At 45.8% G+C, this 23,972-nt stretch carries 17 protein-coding genes and 1 pseudogene; 3 read left to right on the forward strand and 15 right to left on the reverse strand.

The genetic code is table 11. The annotated features are described in order from the left end of the window. Nucleotides 1-11: 11 nt before the first annotated feature. From ACPYIV_RS16075 to ACPYIV_RS16110, 8 genes are all read right to left on the reverse strand, one after another. The gene (locus ACPYIV_RS16075; protein ID WP_293734601.1) at nt 12-1,538 is read right to left on the reverse strand and encodes a RagB/SusD family nutrient uptake outer membrane protein; all 1,527 of its coding nucleotides are present in this window, start codon (nt 1,536-1,538) and stop codon (nt 12-14) included. Between the two features lie 35 nt (nt 1,539-1,573). Continuing rightward, a complete protein-coding gene (locus tag ACPYIV_RS16080) occupies nt 1,574-4,684 on the reverse strand; it encodes a SusC/RagA family TonB-linked outer membrane protein (RefSeq protein WP_300762106.1) in 3,111 nt (1,036 codons plus the stop codon). A gap of 412 nt (nt 4,685-5,096) precedes the next feature. After that, a complete protein-coding gene (locus tag ACPYIV_RS16085) occupies nt 5,097-5,591 on the reverse strand; it encodes a DUF4252 domain-containing protein (protein WP_293734679.1) in 495 nt (164 codons plus the stop codon). Between the two features lie 4 nt (nt 5,592-5,595). Beyond that, nucleotides 5,596-5,997, reverse strand: a complete 402-nt coding sequence (locus ACPYIV_RS16090) for a hypothetical protein (RefSeq protein ID WP_293734678.1) — start codon at nt 5,995-5,997, stop codon at nt 5,596-5,598. Between the two features lie 5 nt (nt 5,998-6,002). Continuing rightward, nucleotides 6,003-6,506, reverse strand: coding sequence for an RNA polymerase sigma factor (locus tag ACPYIV_RS16095; RefSeq protein ID WP_293738741.1), 504 nt, complete (start codon nt 6,504-6,506; stop codon nt 6,003-6,005). After that, nucleotides 6,496-6,948, reverse strand: a complete 453-nt coding sequence (locus ACPYIV_RS16100; RefSeq protein ID WP_293734676.1) for a DUF4252 domain-containing protein — start codon at nt 6,946-6,948, stop codon at nt 6,496-6,498. Before ACPYIV_RS16100 ends, ACPYIV_RS16095 begins: the two co-directional genes overlap by 11 nt. A gap of 124 nt (nt 6,949-7,072) precedes the next feature. Further along, nucleotides 7,073-7,975, reverse strand: coding sequence for a DMT family transporter (locus ACPYIV_RS16105; RefSeq protein ID WP_425884016.1), 903 nt, complete (start codon nt 7,973-7,975; stop codon nt 7,073-7,075). Between the two features lie 18 nt (nt 7,976-7,993). Continuing rightward, nucleotides 7,994-9,253: an MFS transporter gene (locus ACPYIV_RS16110; protein ID WP_293738739.1), complete on the reverse strand. Its 1,260-nt coding sequence runs from the start codon at nt 9,251-9,253 to the stop codon at nt 7,994-7,996. Between the two features lie 268 nt (nt 9,254-9,521). Here ACPYIV_RS16110 and ACPYIV_RS16115 point away from each other — a divergent pair, with 268 nt between their 5' ends. Then, the gene (locus tag ACPYIV_RS16115) at nt 9,522-10,958 is read left to right on the forward strand and encodes a glutamate decarboxylase (protein ID WP_293734673.1); all 1,437 of its coding nucleotides are present in this window, start codon (nt 9,522-9,524) and stop codon (nt 10,956-10,958) included. A 92-nt stretch (nt 10,959-11,050) separates the two neighbouring features. Beyond that, complete coding sequence (glsA, locus tag ACPYIV_RS16120) at nt 11,051-12,016, forward strand: glutaminase A (protein ID WP_301704210.1); 966 nt, start codon at nt 11,051-11,053, stop codon at nt 12,014-12,016. A gap of 663 nt (nt 12,017-12,679) precedes the next feature. On the opposite strand, the gene ACPYIV_RS16125 is transcribed toward glsA, so the two are convergent. Both ACPYIV_RS16125 and ACPYIV_RS16130 read right to left on the reverse strand, forming a co-directional pair. Further along, nucleotides 12,680-12,919: a hypothetical protein gene (locus ACPYIV_RS16125; protein ID WP_293738736.1), complete on the reverse strand. Its 240-nt coding sequence runs from the start codon at nt 12,917-12,919 to the stop codon at nt 12,680-12,682. Between the two features lie 53 nt (nt 12,920-12,972). Then, nucleotides 12,973-13,746 carry a potassium channel family protein gene (locus tag ACPYIV_RS16130; RefSeq protein ID WP_293734668.1) on the reverse strand — a complete coding sequence of 258 codons (774 nt, stop codon included), beginning with the start codon at nt 13,744-13,746 and terminating at the stop codon, nt 12,973-12,975. Nucleotides 13,747-13,923: 177 nt separating this feature from the next. On the opposite strand from ACPYIV_RS16130, the gene gadC reads away from it, so the two are divergent. Next, entirely contained in the window at nt 13,924-15,507 is a 1,584-nt protein-coding gene (gadC, locus tag ACPYIV_RS16135; RefSeq protein WP_425884019.1) for a putative glutamine/gamma-aminobutyrate antiporter GadC, read from the forward strand. Between the two features lie 103 nt (nt 15,508-15,610). On the opposite strand, the pseudogene ACPYIV_RS16140 reads toward gadC, so the two are convergent. The 5 genes and pseudogenes from ACPYIV_RS16140 to ACPYIV_RS16160 all read right to left on the reverse strand — a co-directional run bounded on the left by ACPYIV_RS16140 (nt 15,611) and on the right by ACPYIV_RS16160 (nt 23,910). Beyond that, a pseudogene (locus ACPYIV_RS16140) lies at nt 15,611-17,335 on the reverse strand (RagB/SusD family nutrient uptake outer membrane protein). A 12-nt stretch (nt 17,336-17,347) separates the two neighbouring features. Continuing rightward, on the reverse strand, nt 17,348-20,653 hold the full coding sequence (locus ACPYIV_RS16145; RefSeq protein WP_293732440.1) for a TonB-dependent receptor: 3,306 nt from the start codon (nt 20,651-20,653) through the stop codon (nt 17,348-17,350). Between the two features lie 224 nt (nt 20,654-20,877). Further along, on the reverse strand, nt 20,878-21,837 hold the full coding sequence (locus ACPYIV_RS16150; protein ID WP_425884022.1) for a FecR family protein: 960 nt from the start codon (nt 21,835-21,837) through the stop codon (nt 20,878-20,880). 85 nt (nt 21,838-21,922) lie between these two features. Further along, nucleotides 21,923-22,489: an RNA polymerase sigma-70 factor gene (locus ACPYIV_RS16155; RefSeq protein WP_425884024.1), complete on the reverse strand. Its 567-nt coding sequence runs from the start codon at nt 22,487-22,489 to the stop codon at nt 21,923-21,925. Between the two features lie 464 nt (nt 22,490-22,953). Further along, nucleotides 22,954-23,910, reverse strand: coding sequence for a fimbrillin family protein (locus ACPYIV_RS16160; protein WP_425884026.1), 957 nt, complete (start codon nt 23,908-23,910; stop codon nt 22,954-22,956). Between the last annotated feature and the right edge of the window lie 62 nt (nt 23,911-23,972).

A 23,972-nucleotide genomic window follows, 5' to 3' on the forward strand; every position in this document is an offset into this window, starting at 1 on the left:
TAATATGAGTATTAATAACCGGGATTTTGTTTGAGCTGGTCATTTAATTGCAGCTCGTTGTAAGGAATCGGGTAAAGCAAGTATTCCGGTTTGATCTGATAGGTACGCTCCGGAAGTTCCGTATCGACCGTTTTGATATATTTCCCGTAGGCGGTCATGACTTCAATCGCTTTTCCTGTTCTCAACAAATCATACCAGCGATGGTTCTCGAATGCAAGTTCGTGACGTCGCTCATTGGCAACCACTTCGGCATTGATTGTCGTTGCGGCAGGTAGACCTGCACGTGCACGTACCTGATTGACGTAGGGGGCTGCATCTCCTGCACGTCCTTGTTCCACCAGACATTCGGCTAACAATAACAAGCAGTCCGCATACCGGTAAACAGGCCAGTTATCGTCTGTATTTTCTATCTTGGAGTGTGCGTGGCGGTATTTGTTGATAAACGGATAACTTACCGGGTAATCCTTGATCTTGGGATCACCGATCTTTAGGACATCGGCTACGACTAAAGCGTTTGCTGCGTCCAGCGCACCGACCGCAACTGCGATAGACGGGTCGACGCGGAGATCTCCCGGTTCGTAAGAGGCGATCATTTCCGGTGTCGGGACATTCCAGCCTCCTGTCAGCAGCGTGCTGCAATCGGGAACGCCTGTAATAATTTCCGCATTCGTTGTCTTGGGAATAAAGTAGTACAACCAGTCACTTTGTTGCCCTTGATCTCCCATCTGATATTGAATTTCGAAGATCGATTCTTTTCCGTTCTTTTTGGATGTGTCGTATATATCGGCATAATCGGGAAGTAATTCATATCCCATATTCATGATATCTTTCAACTGCGCTTCCGCTGTCGGGTAATCCCGGTCCGGCTTTGTCATTAATACATAGGCGTAAAGCATTTTGGCCGCTCCTTTGGTTGCCGCACCGTTTTGCGGGAATTTAACTGCCGGAAGTTTCTCGATTGCGTCTTTCACATCGTCGACGATGGCCGTATATACATCGTTTACGGACGAGCGGGGTAAGAATGCGTTATCAGCTCCCGTGACTTCCTCCAGGTGCAAAGGAATGTCTCCGTAGCATTGCACTAATTGGAAATACAGGAAGGCACGGATGAATTTAGCCTCTCCGATCGTCTGATTTTTGAAATCATCGGGAAAACTCGTCCCTTCTATGCGGTTCAGAATGGTGTTGGCTCTTGAAATGCCTGTATAGCATGCATAATACATTTCATTTGTCCACTGATTCTGGTCGTCCACAACAAAATCCGCAATGTTTTCGCGATACAGGATATGTAGCCCGCGGTCCGCTTTATAGCGGGTGTAATGCGTATTGTCGGAACGCATTTCTCCCATCAGATATCCTTGCCTTGCCGATACTCCCCGTAAAGCGGAATAGGCCCCGTTCACTGCTTGGGTGAATTGCTCCTGGGTTTTGAAGAATGTCGCATCATTCGGATAATATTGAGGCGTCAGATTCAGGAAATCTTCCGAACAAGAAGCCAAGGTCAATAATGCAACAACTAAACTAAATATCTTTTTCATGATCTTTCGTTTTAAATTTATAATTTGTATTCCTGTCAGAATGAGATGTTACATCCGATACTGAATGTTCTTGGAACCGGGTAAGTCGTACGGTCTACTCCTAAACCGTTCCATCCCATATCTTCATTCATGGCTATCTCCGGATTCATTCCCGGGTATTTAGTGAATGTAGCTAATTGCTGGGCTGTTACATATACCCGGAGTTTGGAGAGGTACTGGCTCGGTTTGATCGGAACCGTGTAGCCCAGGGTGATGTTCTTTATAGTCAGATAGGAAGCATCATATACCCAACTGCTATTGTTGAACCGGAATAATTCTGTAGTACCGGCTTTTGTCCTCGGAACCTGTCCGCCGCCCGGATTCTCCGGAGAGCGCCAACGGTTGGCGACTTTCTTCAATACATTGAAACAACCGTCGATATTCAACGTATGCTCGTAGTTCGAATTTATGATGTCGCCGCCAACCTGTCCGCTGATCAGGATGCTCAGGTCGAAGTTCTTCCAGGAAAATTCATTTGTCATACCATAAATAAAATCCGGGTTGGGATCACCGATTTTTACACGGTCGTTGTTGTCGATTATACCGTCCGGAACGCCGTTAGGACCGCTGACGTCTTTCATACGGACGGTACCGATTTCGGATGAGGCATGCTTCGGTTGTGAATTAAACTCTTCTTCAGTCATATATACACCGTCAAATACATATCCCATGAATATACCGATCGGTTCCCCTACTGCCAGGCGGTTGAAATCTTCCTGATTGGAATATCCGCCTTTCGGGGTGTTGTTTGTTCCCATTTTGGTTATTTCATTCCGGTTGAAGGCTATATTCAAATTGGTTGTCCATTTGAAATCACCGACAAGATTGCGGGATTGCAAAGTGATTTCATGTCCCCATGCTTTGTAATCACCGATATTGGAATAAATGTTGGAAAAGCCGGAAGCCCTTGGAATGTCGACTTGATACAAAAGCCCGTCGACTTTCTTATTATAATAGTCGTACATCAAGTAGATACGGTCGTTCAGGAAACCGATATCGACACCTAAGTCCAACTGCTTTGTTTCTTCCCAGGTAAGTGCATTGTTTCCTAAATTTCCCAATCCTTTTCCCGGGGCTAAAGAGCCACCCAGGACATAGTTGTAAGTGCTAACCCCTGCAATATACCGGTAATTACCAATATTGTAGTTACCCGTTAATCCGTAGCTGGCTCTTATTTTCAGGTAATTCATAACGTCGGTTACCGGTTCCATGAAAGCTTCGTCAGATGCAATCCATCCGGCCGATACGGAAGGAAAGTTCGCATATTTATTGCCTGTCCCGAAACGTGAGCATCCATCCCGGCGGAATGTCGCCTGCAGTAAGTAGCGGTCTTTGAAGCTGTAGTTAGCACGTGCAATGACGGAGGCCAATGTCCATTGTTCGACGTTGTTATCACCGTTTTTTGTGGCACCGGCACCCATCCAGGCAATATCATCACTCGGAAAGTCCGTTGCTGTCAGCTGGTTATATTCGTTGGAATATTTCTGTGCACTGTAACCCACCAAGGCATCGATGCTGTGATCTCCGAATTTATGGCTATACATCAACATATTTTCGATTGTCCAGCTATAGTGGAAGTTGGTGTTGTATTGTCCGCTTGCTTTCTGTGGGGGAGCGGTGAACATGGCTCCGCCGGCTGTCGAAGGTGTAAAATCCCTGTAGTTCTTTGCTCCTAAGTCTAAACCTGCCTGGAATTTATATTTGATACCGTTCCATATATCCAGTTCTGCAAAAGCATTGCTTAATAAAGCCAAATCCTGTGTTTTACTTGTTTTCTCATGTAAAACACGTATCCAGTTAGGCTGGGGGAACATACCCGGAGAGTTTAGGGAAAGAATCGGTTCCCCGTTCTCATCGTAAGGATTTACAGTAGGATCGGCCAAGAACGCAGCGCTTAATATCTGCCAGCCCCCGTCTGTATTTTGATTGTTTTTGATTTGTAAGGTCGGGGCGATGTTCAATCCTAATTTTAATCTGTCGTTTACCTGATAATCGTTGTTTGCGCGTAAAGAGTAACGTTCAAAATTGGAGTTGTACATAACACCATCCTGACGGAAGTAACCCAATACAATGGCTGTGTTGAATTTGTCTTTGTTGGCTGTCACACTGACGCTATAGTTTTGTGTGGCAGCATCACGCGTAAGCAGGTCGTACCAGTTAGTACCCGCACCGTATTGGGATGGATTTTGATATTGCTCCGGAACGCCGCCGGTGTAACCTTCATATCTGGCTGCATCTTCGTAATATTCTTTTTTGTATTGGGCAAATTCTTCTCCATTCATAACGTCCGGTGTCTTTAATCCTTTTAGTGTCTGGACACCGAATGAAGCATTCACATCTACTTGGGTTTTGCCTTGTTTACCTCTCTTCGTTGTGATCAGTACGACACCGTTGGCGGCACGTGATCCGTACAGGGAAGTTGCTGCGGCATCTTTCAAGATGGAAAAAGTCTCGATTTCATCCGGGTTGATACTGCTTAAGTCCATATTGACAGGGATTCCGTCAACTACGAACAAAGGTGAACTGCCACCATTGATAGAAGCAGCACCACGGATACGGAATCCCATACCTTTACCCGGTTGTCCTGTCGACTGGTTGATTTGTACACCTGCTATCTGTCCCTGAAGTTTTTGGGCAAATTGTCCTACAGGGAAGCTCTCTAATTCGGCAGCATCTATTTTTGATACCGATCCTGTCAAATCTCTCTTTTTCTGTGTACCGTAACTGACGACGACGAGTTCGTCCAGCTGGTTTACTGTTTCTTTCAGAACGACATTTACTGTTTTCTGGTTGGAGACAGGAACCGTTTTCGTTTCATATCCGATGAAACTGATCGTGAGTATTTGATTGGGGTTAACATCTATGGAAAAATTACCGTCCATATCCGTGATGGTACCGATGGTAGTACCTTTGACGGAAATGTTTGCACCTGGTATAGGTTCTCCTTTTGCGTCTACAACCCGTCCGGTAAGTTTACCGTTCGTTTGTTCTATACCACTGATGGAGTCTGTGTTTGCATAAGCATTTGAAATCACATATCCGGGGCTTAAAAATACTGATAATAGTACAGCTTTAGGCAATAGATTGCTGTATATCGATTTGATCATAATATTAAAATTTAATTTAACAGTTGAAATACTCTAATTTTCTCTACTAAAACTTTTTAGGTGTGTTTTTTACTTCTCTTCATAGGCAAATGATTTAAAATTAAAATTGAATTCGTTCTGGTAGAACTATGAACTATTCTGTATGGACAGATATAAAAAAGGTGGCTTGATTGTCGATTTGGGCTTATTGGTAGAGACTGTTAGAGTCTTTTGGAAGAGAAAAAAGAGTATATCTTTTTTGGAAGAATATCAATATGGTTAATTTTAATATCATTTTTGAAAACATCCGGTAATATTATATGTCTACTTTTGTCACGGTAGCAAACAATAGACAAGAATAGCCTTAGTTCTACCAGAACTAAGGTATTCCAAAAGCATACTTATCGTTTCGGGAAACTATACTTTTCCTTTTTTAGTTGTAACTGATCGTTACCTGTTTCTTATCGTTTTGGGAAAGGCTTTTTGCCACATCCTGTATATCCTGCAACGTGAACTTTCCTGTTATTTTGATGACCACATAGTCCGAATCCGTGTCGGCCAGCATAATCATTTCGTTGATCAGATCACCATTCTGGACTATGTAAAAAGAGGCGCGCGTATCGTTATCTTTCACACGCATCAGTTCTTCATGCGATTTGCTGATGAGGCTGCCGAATTCTTTCCGCATCTGGTCACGAACTTCCCGTTTGTCGGAAGTTACGATTTGGAGGTTGTTTATTTTCCCTTTCAGGTTCATCAAGTTAAGGCCGCCGCTTTCTACGTTAGGGATCATGTCGAACATTTTTTTGGAGATGAAGACGGATGTTACGTTATCCATATCGGCATACTTTTCGAACAGTTTGTCCTGAGCGAAGCACAGGCTGGTGCAGCAAAGGAAAAGAATCAGGAATATATTCTTGGATTTCATAAGATTAATCGTTTAAATGTTTGTTTAAAATGTTGTTTACTTTATCTATTTCCTGCTCTGCGTCATTCACCTGGCTAATACCTTTGTTGAGGTTCTGTGACAGCAGGAGCAGAGCCTTTTCGGCGGCGACGGCGGCTTCTTCCGGATTGGTGTAAGTGTCGCGGGGCCGGTCCGGAGTGTGAGACGATACGTCGTACTGGAAAAAGGCGATGCACAGCAGGATGGCTGCTACTGCTCCGCTTAACCAGTATAAGGAGCGTCTACGAGTCCATGAACGAGTTTTCTTTTCTTCCGCGGAAGCCCAGGCATCGATCTGCTGTTCCAGCCTGCGGGAAAGTCCTTCGGGTAAAGCCTGCTCCTCCTGGAGGGCTTTATTGATCAGTTCGTCTATCTTTTTATCGTCCATATTCGTCAAGTATAATATTTTTCAAATTGTTCCCTGATTATTTTTCGTGCCCGGGAAAGCAGCACCCGTATGTTGACGGCACTCAGGCCGGTGATCTGTTCTATCTCATCCATCGAGCAGTCTTCAATTCCTCTTAGCCGGAGGACTTGCCGTTGGTTTTCCGGCAGGCGGCTGACGAGGTGGCGGACTTGCTGTACTTTGTCTTTCATTTCCAGTTTTTCGTCCGGAGAAGAATCTGGCGAGAAGGCGACAACTTCGGTGACTTCTTCGTTATGCCTGCCCACACGGGGAGAACGAAGGAAATCGATACAAAGATTTTTGACCAGCGTCACACAGAAGGCTTCCGGATTCTGAACATCGGTCAGTTCCTCCCGCCGGCTCCATAGCTTATAGTAGGCATCTTGCAGGATATCTTCGGCATCGGATTTGTTTTCGACCAATGCGTAAGCGATCCGGAAGAGCTTGGGATGCAGAGGAAGGAACAGCCTTTTAAAGCTCTCAACATCCATCTTTGTGGTCGTTTATTACTTTTTCGATATCAGAGGGTTTGATTTTCCCTTTGATACGGATCAGGGCATCGTCACCTCCGTCGGTTGTCAGGATTACCAGTTCGCGGATGACATCTTTGTCGATGCGTACCATTACTTTCGTGCGGCTGCCCTCTTCGTTTGAATTGACCATTGTTTCGTAATTCGGGTCTTTCAGTTTCTTGATGGCGGTGCGTAGATTGTCTTTGACGGTACTGCCGCATTCCTCGAAAGAAAGGACTTCGATGCTGTTCACACCCATCGTTTCGGTAAACAGGCTGCTTATTTTCATAAGGAACGGGCCGACCGTTACGCGGGTTACGTTTTCCTGTTTGGCAAAGTCGTTGAATAGTTTGTCCATGCTCTGGCTATATCCTGCCTGGCAGAATAGCATGAGGATCAGAATTGCGATGTATTTTTTCATCTTTCTTGTGTATTAATCGTTACTTGATTCCGTTAATTCCGGCTCTTTCAATGCGCGCTATTGAAGAGCGTTCATTGAGTAGACGGGAACGGAAAAGAAGTTGTTACAAAGAAAGGGAAAAAAATTATTTTTTTTCTTTGTTCTCTGCTATTTCAACGAAGTAAACGCTGGAACAGATGAGCAATATGGCTATCAGTTGCGACCAGCTGAAACGGTCCTGCCCCAACGTAAGCGATACGATAGTGGCGACAATCAGGATCAGGTAGCCATAGAGGGCGACCAAAGTCGTACTCAGGTATTTCAGGCCGATGGGGATTAGCAGATAGCTGATGACGGTAGGGAAGATCAGGACGAACATAAGGATAAGGAAAGGCGTCCAGTGTAAAGGCAATTCCAGCACCTTGGCATCGAAACCGGTTATTGCCGACACGATAAGGGCCGAAAAAGCCGCTCCTGTAAACGTATATCGCAACATGGTCATCACCCCGACCTTACTCAATATCCGGTTGCTGATAATCAGGTAGGCGGCATATGCGAACGAACTCATCAGGCAGAGTATATTTCCGGTAAAAGCGTCGGCAGCCAGGTCGTCGCTCTTTTGTGTCAGGATGCAAAGTAGGGCGCCTCCCAGTCCGATCAATATTCCGACAACCTTCATCTTTGTTATTTTCTCTTTGAAAAAGATTACGGCAAGAATGAATACCCAGATCGGTTCGAGGCTGGTGAAGATGGAACTGGAAACCGGAGTCGTTTTGCTCAGCCCGATCAAGTAGAAGAACATGAAGCCATAGATACCCAGCGCCCCTAACAGGAAAAGAGATATCTTCTCCTTCCGTGTGGAGGTTTCCGGTTTTGTAAACATCCCGATAATCCAGAAAGCCACTGCCGCGAAAGTGCATCGTAGCGTAACACCCGAAAGCGGCGTCATCCAGAGCGGCAGCAAATATTTCAGTGCATTCATGTTCAGACCGCTGAAGGTCTTGGATATTACCATACTGACATTTGCTTCTGTAACTTTATTCTTCATGCTTGATACGGTTTGATATTATGCGGATTTGAAACTGTCGTTGAATAAGAATGAATCCCGTTTGATATAGGCCCAGGCGGCCGCTATCAGCGCGATCACCATATTGAAGATGAAAGCGAATTGCTGGGTTTCGATATGGAAAAGGTCTTTAAAGACATTGATGATAAACGGGCAAAGCAGGATTGCTAAGTAATTCATCGCCATCACAAAAGCCAATGCCAGCGTCACTTTGGACGGGATCGCCGTGCGTGTCGTCTTATCGTAGGCGATAGGCTGTATGACGCCATATCCGAATCCGGTAAAGATGCATCCCAATCCGATCAGCCACTCTGTCCGTGAGATCAGGATAAGTGCCATCCCGAAAGCAATGGAAAGCATACAAACGAACTTGGTCTTTTTCCCGAAATAGGAAACGACCTGGTTAAGCACGAAGCCCGGTGCCATGATAGCCAGGAAAAAGAGCGAGATCATGATGCCCGAATTACCGCTGGTAAAATGGTATTCTTTCATCAGGAACGGCAGGTTGAAGCTGATAATGATCACCAGATAAGTAGCCAGCCCGTAGAACGCCATAATCTGCATCAGGTGTCGTATCTGTATGCCTGATTTACCGAAACTGCTGTCGGTAGCCCCATCCGTTTTTCCGGCTTCCGCCTGTGGAGCCGCCGGTTTTGCAGTAGTATGCGTACTCGTGTCGGGATAGGGCGAAATATTCTTTTTCAGATAGAACGAGAGAACGATCGAGATCAGTGGAAACAGATAGACGACGAACGGCAGATGCCAGTTTACCTCTGCCAGGTAACCGGTCAGAATCGTAGCCAGCACCAAAGTGACATTCGTGATCGCGGAACTAAGCCCGAACTGCTTTGTCCGGTACGCCCCTGTGAAAAAGCGGGAGATCAAGCCCGTGGAAAGCGGTACGATCAACCCCGAACCGATCCCTAAAAGCGCACTGACGGCTATCAGTTGCCACATCTTCGTCGAAAGCAAATACAAAATACCGCTCAGCGAGAAGATCACCAGGCCGACTTGCAGCAGGAGGATATTATTGATTTTTTCCGTCAACTTGCCCGACAGGATGATAAAAGGAATGATCAGCAGGGAAGGGAGAGACGAAAGCATCTGTATGTCCAGCTCCGTGGAATGGGGGAAGATCGCAGAAAGTTTCCCCAGGATGGGGGAGACGGCCAGGCCGGGCAGTGCATTCAGTGCCGAGATCGACCATATACCTATTAATGTAATAAGGGGGATCGTCCCCTTTCCGGTCTGTATTCGCATAATCGTTTTATTTTATTGTATTGAAACAATCCCGAAAAGCGAATGTTCACTTTAGAACTTCATATACTTATATAAAATCCTTTTGCAGAGCCGTTTTAGGTTAAAATACGAGTAGATTTTGGCACTCTTATATAACATTATTTTAATAAACCCCAAATATCGTATGTTTAACCAAAAACGCAGAACAATTGCGGATAGTAGCTGTTTTTGCCATACAATCGACCGGAATAAGTCGATAACGCCATTAATAATTAAAAACAAAAAAGACATGGAAGATTCTAATTTCAGAAAAGGTGATGCCAAGACAGCAATCTTTGGCTCGGAAAAAATGTTACAAGCCTCTCCTGTAGACAAAATCCCAGATGGTCCTACCACCCCGGAAATCGCGTATCAAATGGTTAAAGACGAAACGTTTGCACAGACACAACCCCGTTTGAACCTGGCTACATTCGTAACTACCTACATGGACGACTATGCAACCAAACTTATGAACGAGGCAATCAACATCAACTACATCGATGAAACGGAATATCCGCGTATTGCCGTAATGAACGCCAAATGTATCAATATCGTAGCCAATTTGTGGAACTCCCCCGAACAGGCAAAATGGAAAGCCGGAGCTTTGGCTATCGGTTCTTCCGAAGCATGTATGTTAGGTGGTGTTGCAGCCTGGCTGCGCTGGCGTAAGAAAAGATTGGCCGCCGGTAAGCCTGTAGACAAACCGAACTTCGTTATCTCTACCGGATTCCAGGTTGTATGGGAAAAATTCGCCCAGCTTTGGCAGATCGAGATGCGCCAGGTTCCTCTGACGCTGGATAAGACTACGCTCGATCCCGAAGAAGCATTGAAGATGTGTGATGAAAATACGATCTGTATCGTGCCCATCCAAGGGGTTACATGGACAGGTCTGAATGATGATGTAGAAGCTCTGGACAAAGCTCTCGACGCCTACAATGCAAAGACTGGTTACGATATTCCTATTCATGTGGATGCTGCTTCCGGCGGCTTTATCCTCCCGTTCCTGAAACCGGAATTGAAGTGGGACTTCCGTTTGAAATGGGTTCTTTCCATCAGTACGTCCGGACATAAGTTCGGTCTGGTTTACCCGGGTCTGGGCTGGGTTGTCTGGAAAGACAAATCTTATTTGCCTGATTCCATGTCATTCAGTGTAAACTATCTGGGAGCTAACATCACACAGGTCGGTTTGAACTTCTCCCGTCCTGCCGCCCAGATCCTCGGACAATACTACCAGTTCATCCGTCTCGGTTTCGAAGGATATAAAGCAGTCCAGGAAAACAGCATGGCAGTCACCCAATACCTGCACGACCAGATCGGCAAGATGGCTCCGTTCGTAAACTACAGCAACGAAGTCGTGAACCCGTTGTTCATCTGGTATCTGAAACCGGATTATGCAAAGAAGGCAAAATGGACACTGTATGACTTGCAGGATAAACTGAAACAAAGCGGTTGGATGGTTCCGGCTTATACACTGCCTAACAATCTTGAAAATTATGTAGTGATGCGTATCGTTGCCCGTCAGGGACTCAGCCGGGATATGGCAGACCAATTGTTGAACGATATCAATGCAGCCATTGCAGAATTTGAAAAACTCGAATATCCGACTCCTACCCGTATTGCACAGGATAAGAATCTGGAAGTGAAAGGTTCTGTATTTACTCACACGGGTATGCCTCACAAGAAGTAATCCTGTTGACTATATATATTCAAGAGTGAGGGAGTTGCAGCCCTGTTGCGACGACCTCCTCTTTCACTATCAATTTTTAATATCAGTTGTTTATGATTAAAACAATTTCCGTTTCTCAAATAAAAGAGGCAGCCCAGGAAGCTTACCAGCAATTTAAGGATAATACGGGCGGCAAGAATGCCGACTATATCCCTTACTTAGCTAATATCGACAAGAACCTGTTCGGTATCAGTATTTGCCTGTTAGACGGCAGGACCATTACGCTGGGCGATTCTTCCTACCGTTTCGGGATCGAGTCTGTTTCGAAAGTGCACACGGCTATCCTGGCTCTTCGCCAGTACGGCGCCGAGAAGCTGCTCGAAATGATCGGTGCCGATGCGACCGGCTTGCCTTTCAACTCCATCATGGCGATCTTGCTTGAAAACGACCATCCTTCCACTCCGTTGGTTAACGCCGGAGCGATCACGGCTTGCAGCATGGTACAGCCGGTCGGTAATTCCGACAAGAAGTGGGAAGCCATCGTTTCGAACATCACCGACCTTTGCGGGAGTGCCCCGCAGTTGATCGACGAACTGTATAAGTCCGAGACGGCCACCAATTTCAACAACCGTTCCATCGCCTGGTTGCTGAAGAACTACAACCGTATCTACGACGATCCGGATATGTCGCTCGACCTGTACACCCGCCAGTGCTCATTGGGTATCACAGCCGAACAACTTTCCATCGCCGCAGCAACCGTTGCCAACGACGGCGTGAACCCGGTTACCAAGAAGCCTGTTTTCGACGCTTCCTTGTCTCCGAAAATCACTTCCTTAGTGGCTACAGTCGGTTTCTACGAACGTACGGGAGATTGGTTGTACACTTCCGGTATTCCTGCCAAGACAGGTGTAGGCGGCGGCGTCATGGGTATCATGCCCGGTCACTTCGGTATCTCTGCCTTTGCTCCTCCTTTGGACAGTTCCGGCAACTCTGTAAAAGCACAACTGGCAATAAAATACATAATGAATAAGCTGGGCCTCTCCATCTTTGGAAGTACCCGGTTTACAATCACCGATTAAAACGGTTTATTCTTTTAGTTGACGAGCCTCCACGCCCTTGTATTTAACAGGGAGACGGGGGGCTCGTTTTTTGTGGAAATAATTTTATCATTTTATTATCTTTATTCGGTAAAGTAGCGCATTCTGTAATGTTAAAAAATATTACCCGCAATAGTAATTTCAAAAACATGGGGTAGTAATCCGATTTGGATGGGGTAGTAGTGACATTTTGATAATCCTAAATTCGTATTCCTTTATCATGCCGGATGTGTTTCAGAAAAACAAGAGGGGATAAATGAAAGAGCCTTGGCGTAAAGGAGTAATTTTTCTAATAAAGCGAACCTTATGTAAACAAATTTGTTTTCCTTTGTAAAAAGGAAAAAATTATGGATAGCCGTATTGATATAATAAAAGGTATTAAGGAGATGAAACTATTGTAATATGAAAAAATGACAATAACCCCTTTTTCGCCCTTTTTCTATTTCATCTGAAATTCCGGTTCATTTTGATCTTACATTTTGTCCGCTTAGGCGGTTTTTGTTTGACAACACAAAGTATGTGGCAGGCAGCTTGTCCGGTTATCGCTTCTGTTTTGTCAGCCGGAGTAAGAAAAATAGGAAAATATGATAAAGCCCAACTCCCGGAGAATCGAATATTTGCAGACAAGGTCGGGGCGCGGATCATTTATGGAAAAAGTATTTTCACGTCTTTTCGGCGTGAGCTGCGCAGAATTTTGAAATGACGACCGTCTTCGTTGCCATGAACATTGACTTCGTATGTAACGACGACCGTCTTCGTGGCGATGAAGTCCCTTGTCATGGCGATGACGACCGTCTTCATGGTGATAAACCGGCAAATAAATGGAAAAAAGCTCGTTTTACCTTCAAAAAAGGGGTATCTGGATTTTTTCATCACCAGACCCATCAATTGTTAAATAATTTGTTTTTTACAATAAGTGAATAATAATGCCCCAGAATTTATTTGTTTGTCTGGGGAGAACCGGCCGGTTCACTCTCTGCCGCTTGTCCGGCAGGGGCGGCATGTGTCTCATTATAGTAATCTTCTTTTTTCTTGTTTGCCGACTGTACTAAGCTCGTGACATAGACCGTGAAGATCGGGAACATCATCATGCCGAGAGCAGCCAGCAGGACCGACAGGATGCGTCCTGTAGGAGTGATCGCGATGATGTTCGAACCGACGGTCGTCACGTCCATGAAAGCCCACCAGAGGGCGTCGCTGTAATCCTTGACTTCGGGGTTCACTTTCTGTTCGATCACGAAAAAGATCAGGCTGGAGAAATAGACCATTGCCAGCAACATCGTCAGGTAGGAGACGAAGAGGCCGGAAGCCCGGTTCGAAGTCAGCCAGCCGACGACGATCGCCAGTGCCCATCCGCTGCGTACGAGCGGGATGAAACGCAGGAAATAGGTCACCTCGGCCGAAAAAGTAAAGCCATAGTAATCTATTATATTAAGATAAGGAATCGAAACCAGCAGGAAGAGAAAATGGGTTTGCAAATAATGAATTTTATCTTTTGATAAGAAAAACTCCAATATGAAATCGGCAATGAAGAACATACAGATCCAGAACTGCGTTTTCAGATACGAGGTTTGCGAGATGAACGGTATATTATTGAACGTGTCGATCGAAATATCTACGATGAGGAACAACGATAGCAGTAATATCATCACATGAAGTACTCCGTAGATACCTCGCTTTTCATAAAAAAAGTCGTTGAATGCAGTTCTCATTATCTTTAAATATTTTATCCGATGAAACAACAAAATGACACCTTTTGTTTTTAACACTTGTCTGTTAATTAACCAAGTTTGACATTTTGTTGACAAACTAACACAAAAAGGAGTTGTTATACTGTCAATACAAGCGAAACTAAACGAAACAAAATTCACTTTTTAATAGTAAAATTCATGGCAAATATTGGAAAAGCAGTAAAACTTGGAGTATTTACTCTTGCGATTATGAATGTTACGGCAGTCGTCTCACTCCGCGGACTGCCGGCCGAGGCTGTGTATGGACTTAGTTCAGCCTTTTATTATCTTTTTGCAGCAATCGTGTTCTTAATTCCTACTTCGTTGGTGGCTGCCGAGTTGGCCGCCATGTTTCAGGATAAACAGGGCGGGGTGTTCCGATGGGTAGGAGAGGCCTATGGCAAGAAATGGGGCTTCTTAGCTATCTGGGTGCAATGGATCGAAAGTACGATCTGGTATCCGACCGTGTTGACTTTCGGTGCCGTTTCCATCGCGTTTATCGGGATGAACGATGCGCACGACATGACGCTGGCTTCGAACAAAATGTACACGCTGGTTGTGGTATTGATTATTTATTGGCTTGCAACTTTCATCTCTTTGAAAGGGTTGAGCTGGGTAGGTAAAGTGGCTAAAGTGGGCGGTATCGTCGGTACGATCATCCCGGCTGCCTTGCTGATTATCTTAGGTATTGTGTACCTGGCTTCCGGGGGGCATTCCAATATGGACTTCCATAGCAATTTCTTCCCCGACTTTACGAAGTTCGACAACTTAGTGCTTGCTTCCAGTATTTTCCTCTTTTATGCCGGTATGGAAATGGGCGGTATTCACGTGAAGGATGTGCAGAACCCTTCCGTCAACTATCCGAAGGCCGTGTTTATCGGTGCTTTGATTACTGTGTTGATCTTCGTGTTGGGAACATTCGCATTGGGTATTATTATCCCGCAGAAGGATATTAACCTGACACAGAGTTTGCTGGTTGGTTTCGACAACTATTTCAAATTTATCCATGCTTCCTGGTTGTCACCGGTTATCGCCGTTGCGTTGGCTTTCGGTGTGCTGGCAGGTGTATTGACATGGGTTGCCGGTCCGTCAAAAGGTATCTTTGCCGTAGGTAAAGCCGGTTATCTGCCTCCGTTCTTCCAGAAAACAAACAAGTTGGGCGTACAGAAAAATATCCTGTTGATCCAGGGTCTGGCCGTTACATTCCTGAGCTTGTTGTTCGTGGTCATGCCTTCCGTACAGAGCTTCTATCAGATTCTGTCACAGTTGACGGTTATCCTGTATCTGATTATGTATATGCTGATGTTCTCCGGTGCAATCGCACTGCGTTACCGGATGAAGAAAGCCGGTCGTCCGTTCCGTATCGGTAAGAATGGCAACGGTCTGATGTGGTTTATCGGCGGTCTTGGTTTCTGCGGTTCACTGCTCGCTTTCGTTCTGAGCTTTATTCCGCCCAGCCAGATTTCTACAGGTAACAATACCGTTTGGTTTGCCGTGCTGATTATCGGTGCTATCGTGGTGGTAGCCGCTCCGTTCATTATTTACGCTGCTAAAAAACCGTCTTGGATAGACCCGAACACAGAGTTCGAACCGTTCCATTGGGAAGTCGACAAACAGGCACAGGGAGCTGCTGCAACTACTACAAGCGCAACTTCTGCAACAACTGCCTCCGCCCCTAAAATGCCGGGTGGCAGCAGTACGACGACAGGCGCGTCTTCTTCCGGAACACCGGGTAAGGCGTAAATGTGTACACTGAAAATATATATTATTGGTAATAGAATGAAACAAGGGCAGTTCACAATGTGTGGACCGCCCTTGTCAATTTAAAGACTAATACCTGATGATGTTACCAACCTGTGTTCTGTATCAATTTATCGTTGAGGTCTATTTCGGACTGCGGGATAGGCCATAGATTATATTTTTCATCAATGGTTTTCGTTCCGCCGATCAGCTTGCCCATGATATCGGTTTCTTTCATGCCATTGGTTTTCTCTACCAATTCGCCCCACCTGCGGAGGTCAAAGAAACGGAGGCCTTCAAGTGCAAACTCAACGGCGCGCTCATGTTTGATACGCTCAAACACTTCGTCTTGCGAATTGGCAGCCAGCCAAGCCGGACCGCTGTTCAATCCCGGCATACCTACACGGCTACGCACTTAGTTGATGTAGATAACCGCATTGTTCTGGTCATTCGTTTGGTTGTAGCATTCAGCCAGCATCAACAAAACATCGGCATAACGGATGATCGGCCAGTTGACGGGCGAGTTGCCGCGATCTGCGATCTGGCTTCCCCAATCGTATTCCTGGACAAATTTGCGCCAGAGGTAGGCGTCGTGATTAAAGGCGTTACGTACATATCCGTTTCCTTCGTTGGAATGATATACGCCATCATTCGATAGCACCATTTCGCAATCTGCCGCTGCATTGTATACCCATCCTTTGTAAGTGGTGTAGGGGAGAATGACGGTTGCTGCCATACGCGGGTCGCGTTGTTCATACATGGCTTTCAGCTTGTCAACGGCAGGTGGATAGCTTACCACCTTTTGTCCGTTTTCATCGAATTGGCTTTGATAAAGATCCTCATCGCTGATGCCTTTAAAGAAATCATCCCGGTTGTAAGGCTTTCCATCGATACAGTCATACATGGCTACCAATTCCTGCGACGCAACATTCGCATTGATACAACCGCCGTAGGAGGCACGGTTTCCGAGGAATTGTACATGCAGCCCGTAAGGAGTGGAGCTACCGCCCATGTGTTCGACGGCAAAGATGATCTCGTTGCAATCGTCGGCTCCGTTTTCATAGCCCGACGGACGGAACAGGTCTGCATAGCTGCTGTGCAGCGTGTAGCCATATCCTCCGTTAACCACTTGCAGGAAGTCGGCTTTTGCTTTTTCATACTCTTTATTGTAGAGATAGACTTTTCCGCGCAGGGCATAGGCGGCCCCTTGCGATGCTTGTCCGACGGAACTGCGTGTCTTGGGCAGGTTTTCGATGGCAAACGTCAGGTCGTTCAATACAAATTCGCGTACCTCTTCGGCCGTATTGCGTGGATTCAGCATTTCCGAAGCATCTCCCGTAAAGGTCTCGTCGTAGATGGGCACTCCGCCGAAATAATTCAACAGGTTGCTGTAGAGCAATCCTCTTATAAAGCGGGACTCGGCTATATACTGGATCCGTATGCTTTCATCGAGGTTGCTTTTTCCCATATTGGCGATCATGTTGTTCGCCCGGGAGATTCCTTCGTATAGACCGGACCAAGTTTCGCTGAACCCTCCATAAGAGGCGTTAGCGATACCCATCGATATATTGTACTTGTCATAGGCCGGCCACCAACCGTTATAGCTCCAACCTAAATCGGTCGCAGACTCCAAGGCGTAGAAGCCGTTGTAGACGCTTGAGCCATTCAGTGCCTGATAGACTCCGACCATCGTTTCATACGCTTTTTGCGAATCGTTGAAATCGATTACTACAGAGTCGTGAGGCAATTGTTCCAAATCGTAGCAGCCCGTGAGGGAAGTCAGTAAGCTGCATACGCATATACCTGATAAAAATCGTTTTATGTTTTTCATAACTCTTAATCTTTAAAATTCAACATTGATACCTACTACTGCCTGGCGCATCGTCGGATAAACCAGGTTGTCTGTTTCAGGATCGATGCCTTTCCACCCTGTGATCGTGAAAAAGTTTTCCAACGAACCATAGACACGCAGTTTTTGAACAAAGATCTTTTGTGTCAGCAACTTCGGGAAAGTATACCCCAATTGGATATTACGAATTTTCCAGAAATCGCGGTTTTGCATCCAGGTGGTATTATTGTTGTCGGTAGCAATGATACCTTGTGAAGAAAGACGCGGATACTTGGCATTGGTAACCCCTTCTCTCCAAGCATTCTCGACAACGTATTTGGATAGCTGATGGTCCTTCGATACTGAAGTGGAGAAGTAGTTCTCATTGATGTAGCCCTGATAGCCGAATGCTCCATCCATACTGATCGACAGGTCGATGCCTTTATAGGCGACATACAGGTTCAATCCTAAGTAGTCTGTCGGATTGGTGTTGCCTGCTACGGTACGGTCTTCTGTGTCGATGACACCGTTATGATCGAGGTCTTTGAACAAGACATCCCCTTTGGTCGGTACGCGACCGAGGGCTTCGAATGCTTTCGGGTTGGCGGCTATCATGTCGTCGACGAGTTTCAGATCCGCATCGGATTGGATGATCCGGTCGGTTTCGTACATATACATGTCACCGATGGAACCGCCTTCTTTGATGTATTTGTAACCGTCTAATGAGTAGTCTTCACCCTGGAACTTATCAATCGTGTTTTTGATATGGGTGTAGTTCATGGTTATGCCGTAGGAGAAATCACCGATACGGTCGTTCCATCCCAATGTCAGTTCGATACCTTTGTTGCTGACTTCTGCTGCATTGGTCGTCGCTGCTTTTGCCGTTCCGTGGACACTCGGGATCGGGAGTTGGATCAAAATACCGTCCGTCTTTTTGTTGAAGTAGTCGAACGTACCGTTTAGGCGGTTATTGAGAACATTGAAATCAAGCCCTATGTCGGTTACGTTTGTCTTTTCCCAGGTCAGAAGCGGATTTGCCAGATTGGCTATTTTCCAACCGGTTTGCGCAAGGCCGTTTATGACATACGTGGCGTTGGAGTAAGTCGAACGGGAGGCATAATTACCTACAGAATTATTTCCCAGCGAACCGTAGGATGCACGGATCTTCAAATTATCCAACCAGTCGTATTCTTTCATGAACTCTTCTTCGCTGATTCGCCAAGCGACAGATCCTGAGGGGAACCAGCCATAGCGGTTGCCTTGCAGGAAGCGTGAAGAACCGTCGGAACGGAGATTGAACTCAGCCAGGTATTTGTTTTCCCAATCCAGGTTGATACGTCCGAAGTAAGAGCGCATAGCCCAGACCTGCTTGCTGCCGGAGGCAGAAAGTTCTCCGTTAGCCGCATCCATCACAGACAGGCTCGAGTCGATCAGGTCTTTTCGCTCGGTTGTCTCTTTTTCTTCCGTATAGCGTTCCTGGCTTGCACCGGCCATGATTCCGAAGCCCAATCTATCTTCTAAAAAGCGATGGCTGTAGTTGGCTACGATGTCCATGAAGTTACGTTCGTAACGGTTGTTCAGTTGCTTGATATAAGACTGTCCCTTGCCTTCTACCAAAATAGTATTGTTGGAAAAATTCCAGAAGTCATGGAATACCGGAATGACTTTCTGGTTATTGCCGGTAAATTCATAGACCATGCTCCCGGTTACACTCAAATCCTTGATTGGGTTTACGGTCAGGAAGAAGCGCCCTTTTCCGTTGCGGGTGATGTTGTCGCCACGTGTGGAGTGCAAGTTGGCCAGCATATTGTTGGCTGATTCCGAAACATCCGCTTGCGGATCCTGCATACCGCCATATTTCCCGTCATGTTTCAAAATCATGGCAGGAGATGTGGCATAAGCCCAACCGAATTCACCCGATCCCGGATCTGACTTGCCGTAATAACCGCTGAAATTCAACCCCATTTTCAACCAATCGGTAACATTGGCCGTGATGTTTGAGAGGGCATGGTAACGCTGATACCCGGCATTCTCCATAATACCCGGATTGTCATAGTAGCCCAATGATCCGTAAAACTGTATGGATTCGCTTCCTCCCTGCATCGAAACGGTATGGTTACTTCCGACACCTGTTTGGAAAGATTCGTCTAACCAGTTGGTATTCGGATATTTCAACGGATTCTGGCCTCCATCGGCACGCCATTCCTGGATGGATGTCACGGTATAGGGAGCGGCTACATTGGCATTGTCGTACCCCTCGTTTATGTACTCCATATAATCGGCGTAATTGCTGACCGGTTCCAAAATCCCTTTACGGGCACTTTGGAAAGAGACATAGCCGTTGTAAGAGAGTTTCATCTTGCCGGTATGCCCTGTTTTGGTAGTTACCAAGATAACGCCATTGGCAGCACGTGAACCGTAGATGGCTGAAGATGCGGCATCTTTCAAAATGGAGATATTATCCACATCGTTGATGTTGATGTTGCTTAACGAGCCTTCCACACCATCGATGATGACCAATGGGTCTGCATTGTTCAGGGTTCCGACGCCACGAATCTTGATGGTGGCATCGTCGCTGCCCGGACGGTTTTTGGCAGAGGTGACGTTTACACCGGCTGCCGCTCCTGCCAAAGCATTCGAGAGATTGGTGATCGGACGGCTTTCCGCCATGTCGGATATCTTGACAGAGGCAACCGAACCGGAGAGGTTGATTTTCTTTTGTGTACCATAACCTACGACTACCACTTCTTCCAATGCTTGTGTGTCTTCCCGCAGTTCGATGTCGATGGTAGCTGAGTTTCCTAATTTGATATGGCGTGTGGCATATCCGATGTAGGAAATGACCAATGTTTCTCCTTGTGATGCGGAGATGGAGAAATGTCCCGAGCCGTCCGTAATAGTCCCGTTGCTTGTGCCTTCGACGGATACGTTCACACCGATCAGCGGTTCACCGTATTCGTCGGTGACCGTTCCGGTGATTTTCCTGGTCGATTGCATGACGGCGGGGTTTTCTGTTTTATCCCCTTTCATCAGCATGATGCTGTTTCCTTGCATGGCATAGACAATATCGGTGTTATTGAATATGTTTTGCAGGATGTCTGCAACAGATTGATTGGTTGCATGCACAGAAACCTTACGAGTAAGGTCTACTTCGTTCTTATTAAAGATAAACAGGTAATCCGTCTGCTGTTCGATTTGATTGATCAGCGTCTGGATATTTATGTTTTCGCCGTTGATGGAAACTTTGGCAACTTGCGAGCTGGCTTCCGTAGCGAATAGCCCCGTTATGAAAATGAAGAGAGATGCAAAGGTTATTTTCATAATGCGCAATATATGTTTGTTAGTCATTTTTAATGGGATATAGAAATCCCTGTATAGATTATTTTTCATACATTTATAGCCTTGTATTAGTTAATACTTAAGATAATTAAAATCCTGTCTGGTATTGACTTAGCCGGAGTGTGTTGGTAGCGCGTTCCGGCTTTTTTATGTATTCTTTCCTTTCTCCATAGGCAGTATAGATTTAAGATGTTAATGACTCTTGTTTATTTTATTATGATTGTACTTTCCTTGTCGTCCTTTTTCTCGTATTTGAATTTTGTCCTGAGCTGCAAGGTTTTCAGGACATGTTCCACCCCGTCGCTGGTCCGGAATTTGCCGCTGTAACGCTGGTTGAGGATCCGGGTATTTTGGATGATGATGTTGACATCGAAATAGAGTTGCAGCTTCTTGAACAGGTCTCCGATCGTGTTGTCGTCAAAACAGATCAGCCCTTCTTTCCAGAGGAAATAATTGTACTGGGTGATCGGGGAGGTCTTAAGCTGCCCGTGGTCCGTGTAGGCCTTTTTATTCGGCTCTAACAGGAGATTATCCCGGTGGTTGGCCGATTCGATCTGTACGGAGCCTTTCAGCAATGAGGTTTCGAAGATGGGATTTCCCTTATAGGCATGGACATTGAATTCCGTTCCTAAAACCTTTATATCGTATTGTTCCGTCTTGACGATGAACGGTTTGTTTTTGTTGTGGGTCACATTGAAATAGCCTTCTCCATCCAGTGTGACACTCCGGTTGCCGCCTTCGAAATGGCTGGGGAAAGTCAAGGTTGTTTTAGCATTCAGCCAGACTTTTGTGCTATCCGACAGCGTCAGTTCGGCACGCTGTCCGGCAGGAACATAGATCGTTTGCATAACGGCTTCCTGTCGGACAGTCTCCGGTTCTGCTTTGTTATATGTCGACACAACTGAAAAAGCGATGGCAAATATGGCGGCGATTTTCAGCACTTCCCGGCCGATTGCCCATAACGTCCACCGTTTCCGCCCCTCAGAAAGACTTTCTGAGGCAAAATGAGCCGGCTCATTTTGCCAGATCGTTATGTTATAGAGTTTGCGTAAGGCGAGATATTCTTTCATATTCTCCTTATCGGAATCTACCCAACGGGTAACAGCCTCTTTTTCTTCGGGGCTTGCTTCGCCGATAATGTATTTATGTAGTATATCCTTATCCATAATTATTCTTCAGGGAGGTTGGTTTTTTCCACCTCTTATTAATAACACGATTCAGACGGGAACATCCCTAACCGGAAAATGAAGATTATTCGGCTAAAAGTAAAAAACATAAAACGGGCAGATAGTCTTTCAGGCTTAAACGCAGCGGTTTGAGCGCTTTCGTTATATGATATTCCACGCCTTTGACCGATACACCCAGCTGTTCGGCAATCTCTTTGTTCGACTTGTTCTGGAAACGGCTCATGATGAAGATATGGCGCGTCTGTTCGGGCAAGGTAGCCAGTGTGTCTGTGATAATCTTTTTTACTTCTTCGGAAAATATTTCTTCAGGGTTGCATGCCTGCAAGGTGGAGATACGGATTTCCAATTCGCGCTGGTTCAGGCTGCTCATCGAATGGATGGCTTCTGCTTTGATAGCCTCGTGTTTGAGATGATCGAGCGATTTGTTTTTGAGGATTGTAAGCAGCAAAGCGTCGGTATAGTCCGTTCCTTTCTCTTTCTCTTTCAAGCTTTCCCATAGCTTGATCAGTGCGTCGGATACGATGTCTTCGGCTACGGATTCATCATGTACAAACGATTTAGTGAACAAGAAGGCTTTCTTGTAGTATCGTGTGTATAAGGTGTTAAAGCTATGTATTTCCTTATAAGACATTTATTTATATTTGTATTCCGTACGCTTCTGGTAGCAAATATAGATAAAAATATGAGATTGGAACGAGAAGTAAGATGAAAAGCGACCCCGCCCTGGTTAAAATTCAATAGAGGTGTGTCGGCGATAAGTTGAGAAGGGATAAGATGGGCGGGGGCGCTTTCAAATGTCTTTTTGAGTCGTAAAGTTCGGCGTATTAGCCGGTGGCAAGCGGAGGGATAGTACTTGCCACGGCTGTTACACCTATAGAATTTCTTTCAGAAAAAGTAGCCCGAACCCCGTTCCCGGATGTTTTAGCGAACAGCGGTTCCCTGCTTTTCCCTTTCACCCACAGCGGTGTTTCTTCTTGTGATGAAGAGCTGCCTGTACTCTCTCCCATACATCCGTGCAGGCAGCTAATCAACATCACAACAAAACATCTCTGCCCGAAAATTCTATACATAACCAAACATAAAATAAAACTTACACTACAGAATCATACTCTCCATACTACCTCCGACAGGAAGCCATTCGCTGCTGCTTACATCGTCGAGCGTGATGCCTTTACCGTCGAAAAGGAGGTTGTATATATATCTTTTTCCTTTTTCCCATTTCGTATGGGCGGGAATTTCATATTTGAACGTCTCTTTGTTAATCGTGAAGAGCACTTCCACATCTCCGTCGTCTTTGATGCGTGAGGTCGGGATCACCATCAGTTGTTGCTGTCCGTCCGGTATCTCTTTCAGCATCCGCGGACTGTCCAGCTTCAGGCGGGTGGAGGCATTCGTTCCGGCACATCCGCCGATGTTTCCGGTTCTAATATTCATCTTCCCCCTGAAGCATAGAGCCGTGCCGCCTGCTTTGTTCCCGATCTGGATCGCGTGGAGCAGGAAGCAACCTTCCGTTTCCGGTGCCATACGCAACTGGAAGTTCAGAAGCGAAAGCGCATGGTTCATATTTAAAAGAGCGATTGGCGAAATCTTGTTGACCGCCCGTTGCCCGCTGGCCTGTGCCCCGTGCATGTAATCTTTCGTCAGGGAGGCATCCGGCGATATGCTGACCGGGATATTCTCCGGGTCGAAGTTTACTTGCGACTGGTACGGATAATAGGCATAAACGATGACCGGCTCTTCGTGCAAATAGATCTCGGGAGACTGTCGCCAGTTCAGCCTGTTGTTCATCAGATAGGCCTCGGCCCGTACGTTTTTGTAATCCGGATTACTATCATAGAGGTTGCCGGTGCTTTCTGAGACGACATGCAACCCGATAACCGATCCTCTTGTAAATTCTTGCATAAAATTAGGAGACTTTGTTGTCAGCACCTTTGTTATTATTTTTAAAGGTCGTTCTTTCATGCCTAAATTATCAATGAGTTCCGGATCGTAGTCGTTTGTACAACTGAAAATACTAACCGACATCATTATAAATAGTAGTAATTTATTCATTCTTTGTATTATTTTTGTGAAATGATTACAGGTGCAAAGATCAGTCAGTTTGGGGAGGTAGA

Origin of the sequence: Parabacteroides vesiculifaciens (genome assembly GCF_049860805.1) — a bacterium.
In the GTDB taxonomy this organism is placed as follows: domain Bacteria; phylum Bacteroidota; class Bacteroidia; order Bacteroidales; family Tannerellaceae; genus Parabacteroides.